The organism is Dulcicalothrix desertica PCC 7102 (genome assembly GCF_003991905.1).
Classification (GTDB): Bacteria; Cyanobacteriota; Cyanobacteriia; order Cyanobacteriales; family Nostocaceae; genus Dulcicalothrix; species Dulcicalothrix desertica.
The window spans coordinates 234944-249012 of sequence record NZ_RSCL01000017.1; the positions used below are offsets into that span (position 1 = coordinate 234944).

General features: G+C 38.7%; 15 protein-coding genes. 5 read left to right on the forward strand and 10 right to left on the reverse strand.

The genetic code is table 11. From position 1 onward, the window contains the following. The first annotated feature begins 393 nt into the window (after positions 1-393). Positions 394-1047 carry a response regulator gene (locus tag DSM106972_RS32155; protein ID WP_127084492.1) on the forward strand — a complete coding sequence of 218 codons (654 nt, stop codon included), beginning with the start codon at positions 394-396 and terminating at the stop codon, positions 1045-1047. A 79-nt stretch (positions 1048-1126) separates the two neighbouring features. Here DSM106972_RS32155 and DSM106972_RS32160 read toward each other — a convergent pair whose 3' ends face one another. From DSM106972_RS32160 to DSM106972_RS32170, 3 genes are read right to left on the reverse strand one after another with little or no spacing between them, the layout of a single operon-like run. Continuing rightward, the gene (locus tag DSM106972_RS32160; protein ID WP_127084493.1) at positions 1127-1537 is read right to left on the reverse strand and encodes a VOC family protein; all 411 of its coding nucleotides are present in this window, start codon (positions 1535-1537) and stop codon (positions 1127-1129) included. 21 nt (positions 1538-1558) lie between these two features. Next, on the reverse strand, positions 1559-2002 hold the full coding sequence (locus tag DSM106972_RS32165) for a YybH family protein (protein WP_127084494.1): 444 nt from the start codon (positions 2000-2002) through the stop codon (positions 1559-1561). Positions 2003-2040: 38 nt separating this feature from the next. Further along, a complete protein-coding gene (locus DSM106972_RS32170) occupies positions 2041-2397 on the reverse strand; it encodes a YciI family protein (RefSeq protein WP_127084495.1) in 357 nt (118 codons plus the stop codon). Positions 2398-2595: 198 nt separating this feature from the next. Here DSM106972_RS32170 and DSM106972_RS32175 point away from each other — a divergent pair, with 198 nt between their 5' ends. Beyond that, a complete protein-coding gene (locus DSM106972_RS32175) occupies positions 2596-3864 on the forward strand; it encodes an RNA polymerase sigma factor (protein WP_127084496.1) in 1269 nt (422 codons plus the stop codon). A gap of 262 nt (positions 3865-4126) precedes the next feature. Here the strand turns inward: DSM106972_RS32175 and DSM106972_RS32180 are convergent, their stop codons facing one another. After that, on the reverse strand, positions 4127-5080 hold the full coding sequence (locus DSM106972_RS32180) for a protein kinase family protein (RefSeq protein ID WP_127084497.1): 954 nt from the start codon (positions 5078-5080) through the stop codon (positions 4127-4129). A gap of 95 nt (positions 5081-5175) precedes the next feature. Between DSM106972_RS32180 and DSM106972_RS32185 the strand changes: the two genes are divergently transcribed. Continuing rightward, positions 5176-5418: a hypothetical protein gene (locus DSM106972_RS32185; protein ID WP_127084498.1), complete on the forward strand. Its 243-nt coding sequence runs from the start codon at positions 5176-5178 to the stop codon at positions 5416-5418. A 678-nt stretch (positions 5419-6096) separates the two neighbouring features. Here the strand turns inward: DSM106972_RS32185 and DSM106972_RS32195 are convergent. From DSM106972_RS32195 to DSM106972_RS32220, 6 genes are all read right to left on the reverse strand, one after another. After that, positions 6097-6444, reverse strand: coding sequence for a hypothetical protein (locus DSM106972_RS32195; RefSeq protein WP_127084500.1), 348 nt, complete (start codon positions 6442-6444; stop codon positions 6097-6099). Positions 6445-6488: 44 nt separating this feature from the next. Beyond that, positions 6489-7187: a hypothetical protein gene (locus DSM106972_RS32200; protein ID WP_127084502.1), complete on the reverse strand. Its 699-nt coding sequence runs from the start codon at positions 7185-7187 to the stop codon at positions 6489-6491. 153 nt (positions 7188-7340) lie between these two features. After that, positions 7341-7964: a hypothetical protein gene (locus DSM106972_RS32205; RefSeq protein WP_127084504.1), complete on the reverse strand. Its 624-nt coding sequence runs from the start codon at positions 7962-7964 to the stop codon at positions 7341-7343. A gap of 175 nt (positions 7965-8139) precedes the next feature. Next, the gene (locus DSM106972_RS32210; protein ID WP_127084505.1) at positions 8140-9699 is read right to left on the reverse strand and encodes an Hsp70 family protein; all 1560 of its coding nucleotides are present in this window, start codon (positions 9697-9699) and stop codon (positions 8140-8142) included. 349 nt (positions 9700-10048) lie between these two features. Continuing rightward, positions 10049-10843 carry a nucleotide exchange factor GrpE gene (locus DSM106972_RS32215; RefSeq protein ID WP_127084507.1) on the reverse strand — a complete coding sequence of 265 codons (795 nt, stop codon included), beginning with the start codon at positions 10841-10843 and terminating at the stop codon, positions 10049-10051. An 8-nt stretch (positions 10844-10851) separates the two neighbouring features. Beyond that, positions 10852-11064, reverse strand: a complete 213-nt coding sequence (locus DSM106972_RS32220; RefSeq protein ID WP_096694289.1) for a DUF2997 domain-containing protein — start codon at positions 11062-11064, stop codon at positions 10852-10854. A 188-nt stretch (positions 11065-11252) separates the two neighbouring features. Between DSM106972_RS32220 and DSM106972_RS32225 the strand changes: the two genes are divergently transcribed. Together DSM106972_RS32225 and DSM106972_RS32230 are read left to right on the forward strand one after the other, a co-directional pair. Next, positions 11253-12509, forward strand: coding sequence for an STM4015 family protein (locus DSM106972_RS32225; protein WP_127084509.1), 1257 nt, complete (start codon positions 11253-11255; stop codon positions 12507-12509). Positions 12510-12776: 267 nt separating this feature from the next. Beyond that, entirely contained in the window at positions 12777-14021 is a 1245-nt protein-coding gene (locus DSM106972_RS32230) for a hypothetical protein (protein WP_127084510.1), read from the forward strand. Positions 14022-14069: the final 48 nt, after the last annotated feature.

Below are 14069 nucleotides of genomic sequence, written 5' to 3' on the forward strand. Positions count from 1 at the left end.
ATATTTTTCCTCGCAAGCTAAATATTTATATGCAAGTTATTCAATCGTAGACTGTAGTTAACTTTGCTCGATTTACGAGAACTTTATATTTTCATCGCAAAATTTTTATATTAATGCGTACTTTTGCTCTATTGCGACTTTGTATACCCGTAAATTAGTGTATAAATATGAACTCATTACGGATTCCCTTTGTTGTTTAATATCCATAAAAAGCATGTTATGGGCATCGTATTTTATGTTTCAATACGATATAACGAAGTTAAGTTGGTGGCAGACAACTTCGTCAAACAATATTCCTTCCTTGCATTCGTGAAATCCGCACGCAAATTTTAATTTTGACGAACATATCCTTTCTAGCTCCTCCTCCGCACTCTCTTTAAAAAGGATAAAACCATGTCAGAACAGGAAAATTACAATATTGTCTCACGCTTACAACTTCTCATGCAATATTTACAGGCTTTAGACCAAGAGGATATCCAAACCGCCAACAACATTTTTGGTATAATTCACTCGGATGCTCGAATGAAAAATATTATTTCAGAAATAAATATTGCTTATCAGCAAGAGGATTCGAGGTCAGAGATTCTGAGAAATACTAAATTGTTAACAGGAAAAGTTCGGTTGGCAATTATAGAAGGCAATGACATTATTCGCACTGGTATTCGGATAATACTATCAGAGAGTCCAGATATAGAAGTTGTCGGTGAAGCCACTTCTTATTTTGAGGCTTTATTGCTTTTACAACAGCAACAACCAGATGTCGCAATTATTAATATTGACTTACCTGGTAAAAATGGCATTGAATTAATGCGAGAGTTGCAACAAAGCAATAATCGTGTTAAATCAATAATTCTATCCAGATACAAAAATGTAGAAACTGTCTTGTCTGCTTTTGCAGCAGGCGCCAACTCTTATTGCATGAAAGACATTAAAGTCAATCATTTACTTGAAGCTATCCATACTACACACATTGGTAAAAAATGGATAGACCCCCTACTTTCAGATGTTGTATTAGAAATATTACAAACTCACGTCGAAAGTACTTAAATGGGCGCGGTATTTTTAACACCTAAAGTTACCTAAAGTTCCTGGGAGATGCTTACAAACATTTCCCAGGAATGATGGATCAAGCAACCTTTTCGCAGTTAATCATCCACGGAGTTCCAAATTGATCAACCAACATGCCAAAGCGGACAGACCAGAAGGTTTGATCTATTGGCATCTTCACTTTTCCGTTTTCTGCCAGAGCGTGAAAAATGCGTTCTGCCTCCTCTGGTGATTCAATGCTGACTTGTACATAAAAGCCTTGGGGTGTTTCAAAGTGTTCATCAGGACTATCAGACCCCATTAATAATCTATCGCCTAAATCAAGGCAAGCGTGCATGATTTTATCATGCCATTCGATGGGTACATGTTCTGTCGGAGGCGCCTCCCGGTGGGTCATCATCGTAACAATTTTGCCGCCAAAACATTGCTGATAGAACTTGAACGCTGCTTCACAGTTGCCACTAAACATGAGATAAGGATTAATTTTCATTTTTATGCTCCTTTAATTGGCTTATGGGTTGAGCGTAAATGCAGCTTGAGAAGTCTCTGGATTAAATGGGACTGAGAGATGTTCGTGTAGTATTTGCCATTCGCCTTGATTTTTCTGGCAAACAGCAGTGACGCGCATCCATGTTTGCATTGCCGGATGGTTTTCTTCGCCTGTAAAGCGAAATAGCCAATGTGCAACTGCTAAGTCTTCGCTGACAGTAATGTTGAGGTCTCGTGTTTCCATCTCAAAGGTGTCTGGAAAGTAAGGTAAACATTCAGACCATACTTGGCGCCAAGCTATTTTCCCTTGGGTTTGAAACGGAGGTTTGACATCAAAGACAACGATATCGTTAGCATAATGAGACATGATTTGGTCAACATTTTTACTGCAAATGGCACGTTGTTGATCGGAAATTAATTGGCGAACCTGAGCTTCGTTATGGGTTATTGTAGTATTGGTAGTCATTTGAGTTTCTCCTTTTAGGTTGAAGTTAAGCGCAATTACTAATTATTTGGTATACCCGCAACTTCAATTACGGGTCGAATTTCAACGGTGCCAAATTGGGCGCCTGGAATTTGAGCGGCAATATCGATTGCTTCATCAAGGTTTTGGGCATTAATTAGAAAGAACCCACCCAATTGTTCACGGGTTTCAGCAAACGGTCCATCAGTCACGAGCGGTTTGCCATCGCGTACTCGGACACTGGTTGCCGTTGCTACAGGGTGGAGCGGGGCGGTTGCTAGATACTGCCCATTCGAGTTGAGTTGCTGCGCGAGGCGTGCGGATTTTTCATAACAATGCTCCCTCTCAGTATCGCTCATGGCATTTTCTTCCAGGTAAATCAGCAGCACATATTTCATGAGTTTGCCTCCCCTTGTTTCCGGTTTTTGTTTCCCTTTGTAAGTAAGTCGAACGGCATTGCCTCAAATCGACACCTCACCAAAAAAAATTTTATGATTAGGTAGGGTCGTGGTTTACCTCCATTGTTTCCCTATATAAGTAAGTCGAACGGCACTACCTCAAATCGACATCTCGGCAAAAATTTTTTATCAACAGCTATGGTTTCAAATCCAAAATCAGATGTAACCCAAGCTATCAACTCCCTTTATCGATTTGAGTGGGGTCGGATTGTCGCTACCTTGATCCGCTTGGTTGGAGATTTTGACCTAGCACAAGAGGCAGCGCAAGAAGCTTTTACAGCTGCCGTAAATCAGTGGCAGTCCACAGGAGTTCCCGCTCTCCCCCGTGCATGGATTATCAAAACAGCCCGATATAAAGCTATTGATCGTCTACGGCGCCAAACGAGGCAACAGGAAAAACTGGAATGGTACGCTGCATCTGGTTTAATTCCAACAACCGAGGAGCCAAACTACGACAGCGATGAAATACCCGACGATAGGCTAAAACTGATTTTCACTTGCTGCCACCCAGCACTAGCCATCGAGTCTCAAGTTGCTTTGACGCTGCGGTTATTAGGTGGACTCGAAACAGACGAAATTGCACGCGCATTTCTAGTACCTACAGCGACAATGGCACAACGAATTGTACGAGCCAAGCGCAAAATTCGGGATGCGGGTATTCCATACAAAGTACCAGACACAAGCGATTTACCAGCGCGCGTAGAAGCAGTGTTAACGGTAATCTATCTCATTTTCAACGAAGGCTACGCAGCTACAAGAGGCGAGACAATGGTGAGAGCCGACCTCTGTACAGAAGCCATCCGCTTGTGTCGCTTAGTGAGAGAGTTGATGGCGCCACAACCCCCAACAGAAGTAACGGCATTACTTGCGCTCATGTTACTACACGACTCCCGGCGTGATGCTCGTCTTGATGAGGCAGGCGATATTATTTTACTTGAAGATCAAAATCGTCAGCGCTGGAACCAACAACAAATAGCAGACTCACTACCACTAGTTGAAGAAGCACTGCGGAGTAAACCTAGTGCATTTGCCATACAAGCAGCAATTGCAGCACTACATTGTCAGGCACCACGGGCAGAAGAAACAGACTGGTTGCAGATTGTCCACCTTTACGATTTACTTGAACGCTTGCAGCCCTCGCCAATTGTATCGCTCAACCGAGCAGTCGCAATATCAATGGTAGAAAATCCTCAAACAGCACTCGAACTCATCGATAAACTTGCCCCCCAACTTAACGACTACCATCTATTTCATGCTACACGTGCCGACCTGCTGCGTCGTATCGGCGCCACAACATCATCTGCACAAAGTTACACCAAAGCGCTTGCACTAGTCACTAATGACAGCGAACGTCGCTTTCTAGAGCGTCGGTTACGCGAAGTTCAAATTTATACTACAAACAATTAAAATCTAGACTATTGTCATGCTGAGGAACGTTAACGCAGTTTTCCCGAAGGGTAGCATCTTAAAGAGTTTGACTTTGTTTAAAAGTAAAGTTCTAACCCGTTGTTGGTATAAAAAAATATGTTAAATTTGAAGGTATAGCGTTTCCTGTTCTCATGAAGTATATAAGGACGGGCAAGGATGCCCATCCCACAAGAGATTTATTGATTTAATTTGTACCTCACTGGACTAAGAACGGCTAAATATAATATTCGATTATTAATAATCAACGAGAAAAATATTCTACTATCTTTTTGATAAACTGAGATAGCATGTCGATTTTTCTCTCTTCGGACTGGGAGAGTTGCCGCAAGCTTTCCTGTTTGATCTGCTCAAGGGTATCTGCTTGGGTCAAATTATGGAGATGGTTAATACCTTCATTAACACCTTCTAAAATCAACGTCTGACTATTTTTTTTAACCTCATATCCTATTAGTTCTAATGTTTGTTGTCCCCGGTCTATTAAATTATCAGGTGAAGCGTTAAGTGTTCTAGCAAATATTTCTTTGACAGCTTCTGCATATTCAACAACTTCTATATTCATGTCCGTTAATGAATCAATGACAATTAGTTCTTTCGTGCTATCTTGGATAAAAATATTACCAATATTGCCCAAAGCACTTTCCACTTCTCCAATTCCGGGAAGTTGCCAAAAAATGAATCGGTCAACGTTTCTGACAAGAAGGTCAAACACCAATAGCTTACCTAAATCCTTGAAAAATTTTCGACCGGCGCCATTAAGTTGTTCATCAGTACCATACCAATCTATCAGGTTTTTCGAGGTTATATCCCTTAAAGAGCGACCTTTCAAGTTTTCCATTAAAAAAAATGTAGGAGAAGAATCCAAATTTAGAGTACGCTTTTCAATTAGCTCGAAATCTCGTTCATATTCATTTTTCTGCTCTTCTTGTTTTTGAGTTTCTCTCAGGTTTCTGTTAATGCTTTCTATTTCTGGCTTAATATATCTTATAATTTCTTCATATTGTTGATTTTCAGGACAGAAAGCTTTGATTTCAGGAGTGTTTAAATCAAAGCTTTCTGCTAACAATGATAAAAATAGTTCTGAGTATGGACTATCAGGTGCTTTTAAAACTTGCTTTGTTTGCCCATCACTGATGAAATACACTCCATCTTGCCCGTACTCCGATCTAATAACATATTTGAGGCGATTCCATCTCATTAGTAATACTACCCACTACAAAAAACAGTTCCAGAGTAAATTCTGTGCTAACCTAGAGTTGTAATTTAATAATAAAAACTTTACTATTATACAGTATGGAAAGCCAAACTAAGCACGATATCAACGAATTGATAGAACTCGTAGAACTGGCAACTCCAGATTCACTTAACATTGCGGAAGCTATTCTAAGAAACAACCATGAAATAGATATTTCAGAACTTCAAAGTTTACGCGAAGCTCTCTACCTAAGCCTAAACGATAAGAAAAATGATTGGCTTTCTGATAATGTTGTAAAAATTAAAACAAGAATTATAGCTTCTTTAGTACAAAAAATCTAGGCTATCAATGAAGTTCCTACAGAAGCAAAATAAGGCAAGCTTAAGTGAGTGCAAATTTTGCGGGCGCCTGCTTGCTCATTCTTTCCACAGCCAAAGGGCAGAGTAGCCATACAACTTCAAGGCAAAATAGCAAATATAAGTACTTTACGATAAAATAAGCGTGAATAAGTCACGAAAAACTTCCTCATGCATCCAAAATTATGCTTGTAGACTTTACAGTCCAAAACTACCGTTCCATCAAAGAACCTGCTCAAAAAATTTTAATTGCTTGTGAGGGAAGTAAAACAGAACCTATCCCAATACTGCTCGGTTAACGTATGTTCTTACGTGACATGTCACGTCTCTACGGGGGTTTTACGTTTCGCAATTGCCTTAACCGAGCAGTATTGAAAGTGGTGGTTATCGTCTCATTTATTATGTGAAAACGGAAACGAGCATTATTTTATTAACTATTTATACGCGCATCAGAACAAGCTGATGTTGCAGCAGATATCGTTAGGGGTATTATTGCCGAATATGAACAACATCCGATTGAAAATGATGAAGAAGCAAATGGTAAGGGAACAGGCGTTTGATTAATTGAAATATCCGCAATGCTTGCGTATATTTTCCTAGGTTATACAAAGCCTGAACCATGACCAATCATTTTATCCAAGTCATATATTTTGCCATTTTTGATTACTCCGACTCATCCTCAAAGTCTACTGTTATTAAGCGTAAATCTTCTGTATAATATAAAGTTGCAAAAAAGTATTTAGGAATGACTACTCCGTTTCGGTGTCTTTCAACCCCTCCTATTGCGACTTTGCTAACATAATGATTACCAAAACCAGTTTCATAATTATTCATAATGAATCTTTTTGTAATCACCTCAATTGGCGTATTTTTAGGAGGAACTTCCTCACAAGCTAAATTACTAAAACCTCCTTTTTCTAGCTCCGAGTTGAAAGCGCAGCTAACATCTTCTAAAATTTTTTTATCAGGCAATAAGTTGTTAATTAATTCCACCAAAGTAACTGTATTCATATTTACCTCATAATTGATTTATATTTGATATGTGATTGCTTGTTTTAGAGGTGATCGGAAAGCTCACTAAATATAATTCTTCCGTCTACTTCTCTACCTAATAATCTACTACCACTTCCCATAATTTTTAATTCATGGGTATAACCTCGTACCTCTCCTATGAGTGATTTTATACCAGCAGCATTTTTAGCGCTCCTAGCCATACCATTTTCCAATGCACTTACAAACTGCTTTAAAGATTTCTTTGAAGTAGCTCCTTTATATAAATCTTCTAACAACTCAATTGTAATCTCTGCTGGAAGGGGTGAATCAATTCGAGAACGAGAGGCAAGTTCGTAAAACTCCGTTACCTTATTTTGTGCATCAGTAAAATTTGTAAAATCACTAATATCATACTTTTTACTTATATTGCTTAAAGTTCCAGCAATATCATTAAACCTCTGTAAAGCTAAATTGTAAGGTATCACTCTGGCATTAAGTTCTGCTTCTAATATAGCAATTCTCTCTTTAAGGCGCCTAAAACGTTGTCGAAGGTTTCTGGTTTGGTTTATTGCCGGAATATTCTCAAAAATACTATCAAGAGCCTGAGTCATTTTTTGGCAAACTGAGCAAAGTATAATTTCAACCATTACACCATTACGTACCAGCTTTAGGGTATGAACACTGTTGCCAAGCCTAATTTGAGTTTGGGCTAAAATTTCTGTTTCCACTGCAATTAAATCAACTTCAACAGTTTCTGACATTGTTGCTCGTAATTGCCTAAAGGTGCTGAAACAACGATGTGTATGGAAGCTTGTGTAGTCAAACTAAAAGGGTCATCTTTGCTACGGTTTTAACCGCACGCGGGTGTGAGATGAATAAGAATATATCAAACACAGAATTCTCATGTCAATTATCTAAATTACATTAATTAATAGCGCTTCGTTATAAAGAGAAGCTTCCAGGTATAGATTTTTCCATCTGTCAAATTCCTCTTGGTATGACAAATTATATTTTTCCAACAAATATTTACCTTCTATTTTTCGTAGAATTTCCGCAAACTCTTTTACAAATAAAGATGGTATAAAGTAAAGATTGTACCAAGGGTAGTGAGAAAGATGTACTGCTACTGGTTCGCTACCGCGCGTGAACTGATGTATGTACTTATGTACACGAATATCAGTATTAAATTCTACATCCTCTAATTCTGAGATTAGCGCTGTTTCAATTACATTACAGCAATTCTTCAAATTAGTTGCTCTGTTAGCAATATTTGGATATAAAAATTTGGCTAGTTCTAACTCCGCAATAAATTCTTTCCAAGTGTTTTCTGCTTCAACACGAGAGGTAAAGTTTTCTGCGTCAACTTCGCTGTCTAAAATATCATTTAAGTAAATTTCGTCTATTTCGGATGCATTAAATATTTTGAAGCTAAAAGGCGCCACTGCTTCAAAAATACAATACATTTTTTTATTTGAACGTAGGCGTTCAAGTAGTTGTGCTTGTTCCGGAATAGCTTGATATAAAACTGTATATCCCATAGTGATACATAATTTCCCTGTTATTAAATTTATTGTCTCAAATAATTTCAACTATTAAATTACTCTTATGGGGTGGGCATCCAAGCAAACGCCTTGTATGTTAGGAACGGGCAGGGATGCCCGTTCCACAAGAGTGATTACTTTTTCTGCAAGATTGGTTATTTTTCCTACAAGTTTATTTTAGTTTGGCGATGGCGCCTTTTTCAACGAGCATTTTGCCTGTGAGTAGGTCTTTGACTGTTACAACTAATACTCGTTGTTCGTTGACTTCAAATTGTGCTTGTATTCTGTCTATTCCTGTTTCTCCGGGTGGTTGGAGGTGTGCTACACATACTTGTTGATGGTGGGTTTCTAGGGAACGGTAGGTGTCTTGTTTTACTAAGTTACTACTGGTCATTCTACCGGATGCGTCGTATGTAACTTCTGCTTGAGATACTTCTGCTACTTCTCCTATATCTAAACGAATTTCTCGTTGTCCGTCACTTGCTACTTGTAGGGTTAATGGTTCCGATTTGGCGCCTGGATATTTTGCGCCTTTTTCTATGAGCGTATAATATGAGTAACTTTTGCTGTGTGGTTCCCAAAGTCGGATAGCATAGCTGTGACGCAGGTAATCATCGACTTCTGCCATTTCGCTTAATGCTAAGGCGCCATGTGCTACTGCTTCAAAGGGTTTGTCTAACTTAACTTTTTGCTTACCAAAGTAAGATACCACTAGTTGCTGCACGGCGGGTATCTGACAAGTACCTCCAACGAGTAAAACTTGTTCGATGTTGGTTTTGCTAATTCCTTTGGTTAAAGCTACGGATAATACTTCATCTATTGCTTGCCGTAATTGCTCTAATAATTGCTGATTTTCTAAGATATCTGCTAATTCGTCCCGGTTTAACTGTAATTCGTGGGACATAAAGTTCTCATCGTCAAACCAAGATTCTTTCGCTTCCTCAGTTGTGGAAAGTCGAATTTTTAAACTTTCGGCAAGTTCCAGCAGGTTCATATATCCAATTTCCCCTACTGCAGAGCGTGAGGCGCCTGTTTTTTGGAGATAATGTTCAACAATCCAGTTATCTACGTCAACACCACCAACGAATGCATCTGACTTTGCGATAACTTCCGCTTTGACTGCTTGCTGTTCAGATGCTGGTTTTACGGTACGTACTAAACTTAAATCGAGAGTACCACCACCAAAGTCAATTACTAATACAAGCGTTCCTGGGCGCCGAACTGCATAACCAAGTGCAGCAGCAGTAGACTCATCGACTATTTGTAAATTTGGAATATTTAATTTATCGGCAACACTACGAAACCAATCGAGGTATCGTTCAAAGGCGCCGACTGGTACTGTAAATATAGCTTGAGTAGGTTGGAGTTGTTCAGAGACTTGGCGCCAAACTTCTTGAAGAAAAGTTTCAGAAATAGCTTCTGCTGAATAACTATTACCATCTAACAAACGGGGAGGTGGCACAAAATCTGCTGCTAAGTCGCGTTTGAAAGTGCGAAACGCGCGTTCGGGTTGAGAAAATCCTAAACGCTTTGCTCGTACCGTCTCCCCAAACATGAAGCGATTTTGACCTTCGACAAATACTAGTGAAGGGACTACAGTTACCGCTTCTCCCCCAATTTCAAAGCGTCTTGATATATCGCCAAATTTAAGAGTTCTGGGAGTTTGCGTAATCAGGTCTTTCGTGCAAACTACCGTGTTGCTAGTACCAAAATCAATAACTACTGTAGTCATGTTTTTTAGTTAGGAGTTAGGAATTGTAGAGACGTGACATGTCACGTCTGTACAGGAATTATTTGTTCACGTCTGTACAGGAATTATTTGTTTACGTCTGTACAGGAGTTATTTGTCTGTAGGTTGGGTAATGCTGTGCAAAACCCAATAGAATAACCATTATTGATGTTGAATTAAATGCAATAAAACTAATCAGGCTTTCCATGCTACTCATAATTCCTGTACGGGCGGGTTTATCTACATCCTGGTAAAATAGAAAATCTAGGTGAACCCGCCCCTGCTGTACGGGCGGGTTTATCTACATCTGGTAAAATAGAAAATCTAGGTGAACCCGCCCCTCCTAACTTTCTTATGCACCACCAGGTAATGTTCGACTTACCTTAGCAGGACATAGAATTTTTCCTTGATGCTGATACCCTACAAACCTGACGTAAACTTGTTCTCCCTCGGCAATATCTGGATTATCTCTTTGATGTACTTGAGGGTTATACGCTACTTGTTCCCAAGGTTTACCAATTTGCTCATAACCCCATTCCTTAAGCAAATTATCAAGAGGTGCGAACATCGAAAGTAAATTCTTCGCTGGCAACTCAGGTTTGGCGCCTACCATTTGATGGATACTAGGGTAATTAGTCAGCAGCGACTGTAATTGGGCAAATGTAGATTCGCGAAATGCTTCGGTTATCTCAAGTTTTTGTTGTTGCATTTCTTCATGCAGTCGTAAACCTTCTTTATATAAACTATCTACTTTTTCTTCTAACTGCTGCGCTTCGTTCTTTAACTGCTGGCATTTAATACGGTGTGCTTCTAGCTCAGGGTTTTCGACTGGTAAATTTAACTTGTCGAGTAATGTTCCCAAGGGTAATGAGAAAACCTTAGCAACAGTAGCAAGTTCATCAAACTTAAGACTTTTCCCATCTCCATAGCGTAACTGCCATAATGCAATGTCACTCAAACCTGATTTTTGCTGTAAATCTTTCCAACTCGAAATACCTGCTTGCTTCATCCAACCAAGCAATAATTCATCCCAGTTGCCAGCATTATGGCTTACCGATAATAGCAACGACAAAAATCCAACACCGCTAATTATAACGGCGCCGACGGTAAGCAAAAAAGCAACATTATTCCAGCTAATTACTATCATTGGATTTTTTACTGTTGTTTAAGAGACTGATTTTCTGCCTGTGTCTCGTGTTCTTCACCTTCGTAGTACTCAGGCAAAAGTTCTTGGTTTTCCACCTCTCCTAGCGCACTTTCAATACCAGAAGTGCTTTCGGTGCAACCAGTACCCGAACCGTTAATCACAGTCTCCGTAATTTTACCGTCTTTGCCAATTTTGTACTCTATCTTTTGATACTCTGCCATAAACTTAATCCCCCTGTGTTTTATATATCTAGGGTTCTAACATTTTATTACCCGAATCAGCAATCATTGCCAATATCATAAAACACAAGTACTATTAGATTTAAAAAGAAATTATAAAGTTAAATCTTGGCGCCGAATAATCTCGTCAATATAGGGAAACATAAGCACGAGTGCAAAGGTGAAGCATTATGTCAAATAATCACAACCATCCCAGAGACTTCGACTCGGTACTAGGTGGGAATTTTCCACCACCAATAGATAGCGTAGTGCTAGGTGGAGTCGAGGGTATAAAGCGTCGTTTATCGAACCCAGTCGCAAAAACGCGAGTTGCCGCACTATTAGAAGCGCTCAACTACGGGGAAGAAGGATTAGATTTAGTAATTCAAAGTCTACGCGACGAATCTAGTTTAGTACGGCGCCTTGCATATAAAATGCTAACTCGTAGCACGGCGCCGAAAATTCAAGAAGTGTTGCAAGCATATAAACCGTGGGTATTAGAAGAACGCTTACCACAACATAAAAATCACCAAATGTTTGCAAATCGCGAAATTGCGGACTTTGACCAAGCTACAGGTATTGCAAACCCTATAAATAAAGCTTATGCACTTCGCTGCGAGTATGACTCATCATCAGATGAGAAAAATATGGCAGAAAAAGTCACCGAATTATCAAATAACCCAAATGCAGGAAAATTAGAAGTATTGGTCATTGGCATGTGGAACGAACCATATGAAAATAGTTCCAGCAGTATTATAGATGCTTTAGTAGAAGCCAAAAATCGCTTAACAAATCTTAAAGCTTTGTTTATAGGCGATATGAATAGTGAAGACTGTGAAATATCTTGGATAATACAAAGCGATATTAGTCCAATACTGCGCGCGTATCCTAATTTAGAAGTGTTACAAGTTCGAGGAGGAACACAATTAGCATTTAACCCTCCTGTACGGCATGATAACTTGAAAGCACTGGTTGTAGAGACAGGTGGGTTAAGTCGAGTTACCGTAGATGAAATATGTTCAATGAATTTACCAGCGTTAGAACATTTGGAAATATGGTTTGGTAGTGCTAACTATGGTGGAGACACTTGGATAGAAAATGTCAAGCCAATTATAGAAGATTTAATCTTTCCCAATTTGAATTATTTGGGGTTGTGTAATAGTGAGTTTAGTGATGAAATAGCTCATGCTGTTGTATATTCCCCCTTACTTGACTCTATAAGTATACTTGACTTGTCAATGGGAACGTTAGGAAATGATGCAGCACAAGTTTTACTTGATTGTCCAAAAATCAATCATCTTGATATGTTAAATTTAGATGATAATTTTTTGTCTACGGAAACACTCAAAAAGTTTTTCAAGCTTGATGTGGAAGTTTATTCTGATGAACAAAAGCAAGAAGAAAGAGATTATTACATTAATGGTCGCTACTGTTCGGTAGCTGAATAAACTCACCCTTACCCTCTCCTAAGAAGATACTGCTGGCGATTCGGGGTGGTACCCATTATTTCATAAAAACGGACGTGTAGAGACGCGAAATTTCGCGTCTCTCTCTATGTAAGTAGAAACTAATTGTCACCAAATATTATTAAAAATCTATCCAAGCTTAAATGCCGTGTAATTTCTCATCTACAAAAACATTATCGATATTCTCCCACATATCAATAAAAAACCAAATAAATACTTTAGACATTTAGAAAACACTACTATAAAACAATGATTAATCACTCTAACCAACCTCAAGAATTTGACGCTGTAATTGGTGGAAACGCATCTCCAACTTTGAACGATGTAGTATTAGGTGGAATTCAAGGTGTTAAAAAACGTTTGGAAAGCGAAGATGAGGAACAACAAGTAGCAGCACTTGAGGATGCGCTTAAATATGGGGATGCGGGTATAGATTTGATAATAGAGACATTATACGACTCTTTCGACGAAATGCATAACCGTGCAGCTCGCTTGTTGCGGAAAGCTGGAATAAAAGGTAAGCAAGTATTATTAGATTATGACCCTTGGTTATGGTTTACTACTTTCAAAGATTGGGAACCAGAAGATTTATATGATAGTGATATAGAAGAGGCTGCTGGTGGTATTGTGTATATAGTAGGAGGCAAGAGGCAATTACTAACTTTATTAAATAATTCAAAAGTTGGTTATATAGAAGCTATTAAAATTCAGAAGTATGTCAGAAAGTCATATACGAATAAATCAGTTCAAGATGTTGTAGATTTGCTCGTTGAAAAAAAGAATCCATTAAAAAATCTTCAAGCATTATTTGTTGGAGAGTTTTGCCAAACATATAATGTCAAATATAAAACATCTAAACTTGATGTATGTAGTATTTATCCTTTACTCAAAGCATATCCTTTTTTAGAATTACTACATATACGGGGACGCATGGTTGAGGAAGATATTCTCAAAAATAATTCTCAATTATTGCAAATACGTAGCGCCAATGGGAATTCATTCACTCCCTCTAAAGCATTAGTACATAATCACTTAAAAACTTTAATTGTCGAAGCAGCAGAAATAACTGAAAAAAATCTGACTAAAATTTGTAATCTTGACTTACCGTCTTTAGAATATTTTGAGTTGTGGCTAGGTCGCGGTAAACACTACAACATTAATTTAGATATTTTGGCGCCCATTCTTTCCGGCAAATCATTTCCCAACTTACTATTCCTAGCCATTAGAGGAACAGCAAACACAAGTGAAATAGCTCAAGCCATAACAAAATCTCCAATATTAAACAAATTAAGAGTACTAGAACTAACAGACGGCAACCTAACTAATATCGGCGCCATTGCCCTACTAAAAACACCATCTGTCAACCGCTTACACACTCTTGACGTTTCCGGAAACCGCATAAACCCAGGAATGCTAGAACAACTCTCCCAACTAAAATGCCGTGTACTCACAGGTTCTCAATTTAACGACCGTTACTACTCAATCTGGGAATAAAATAGTACTACTCTCTCCATTCTCTTCCTGTGTGTCCATAAGGCGCCA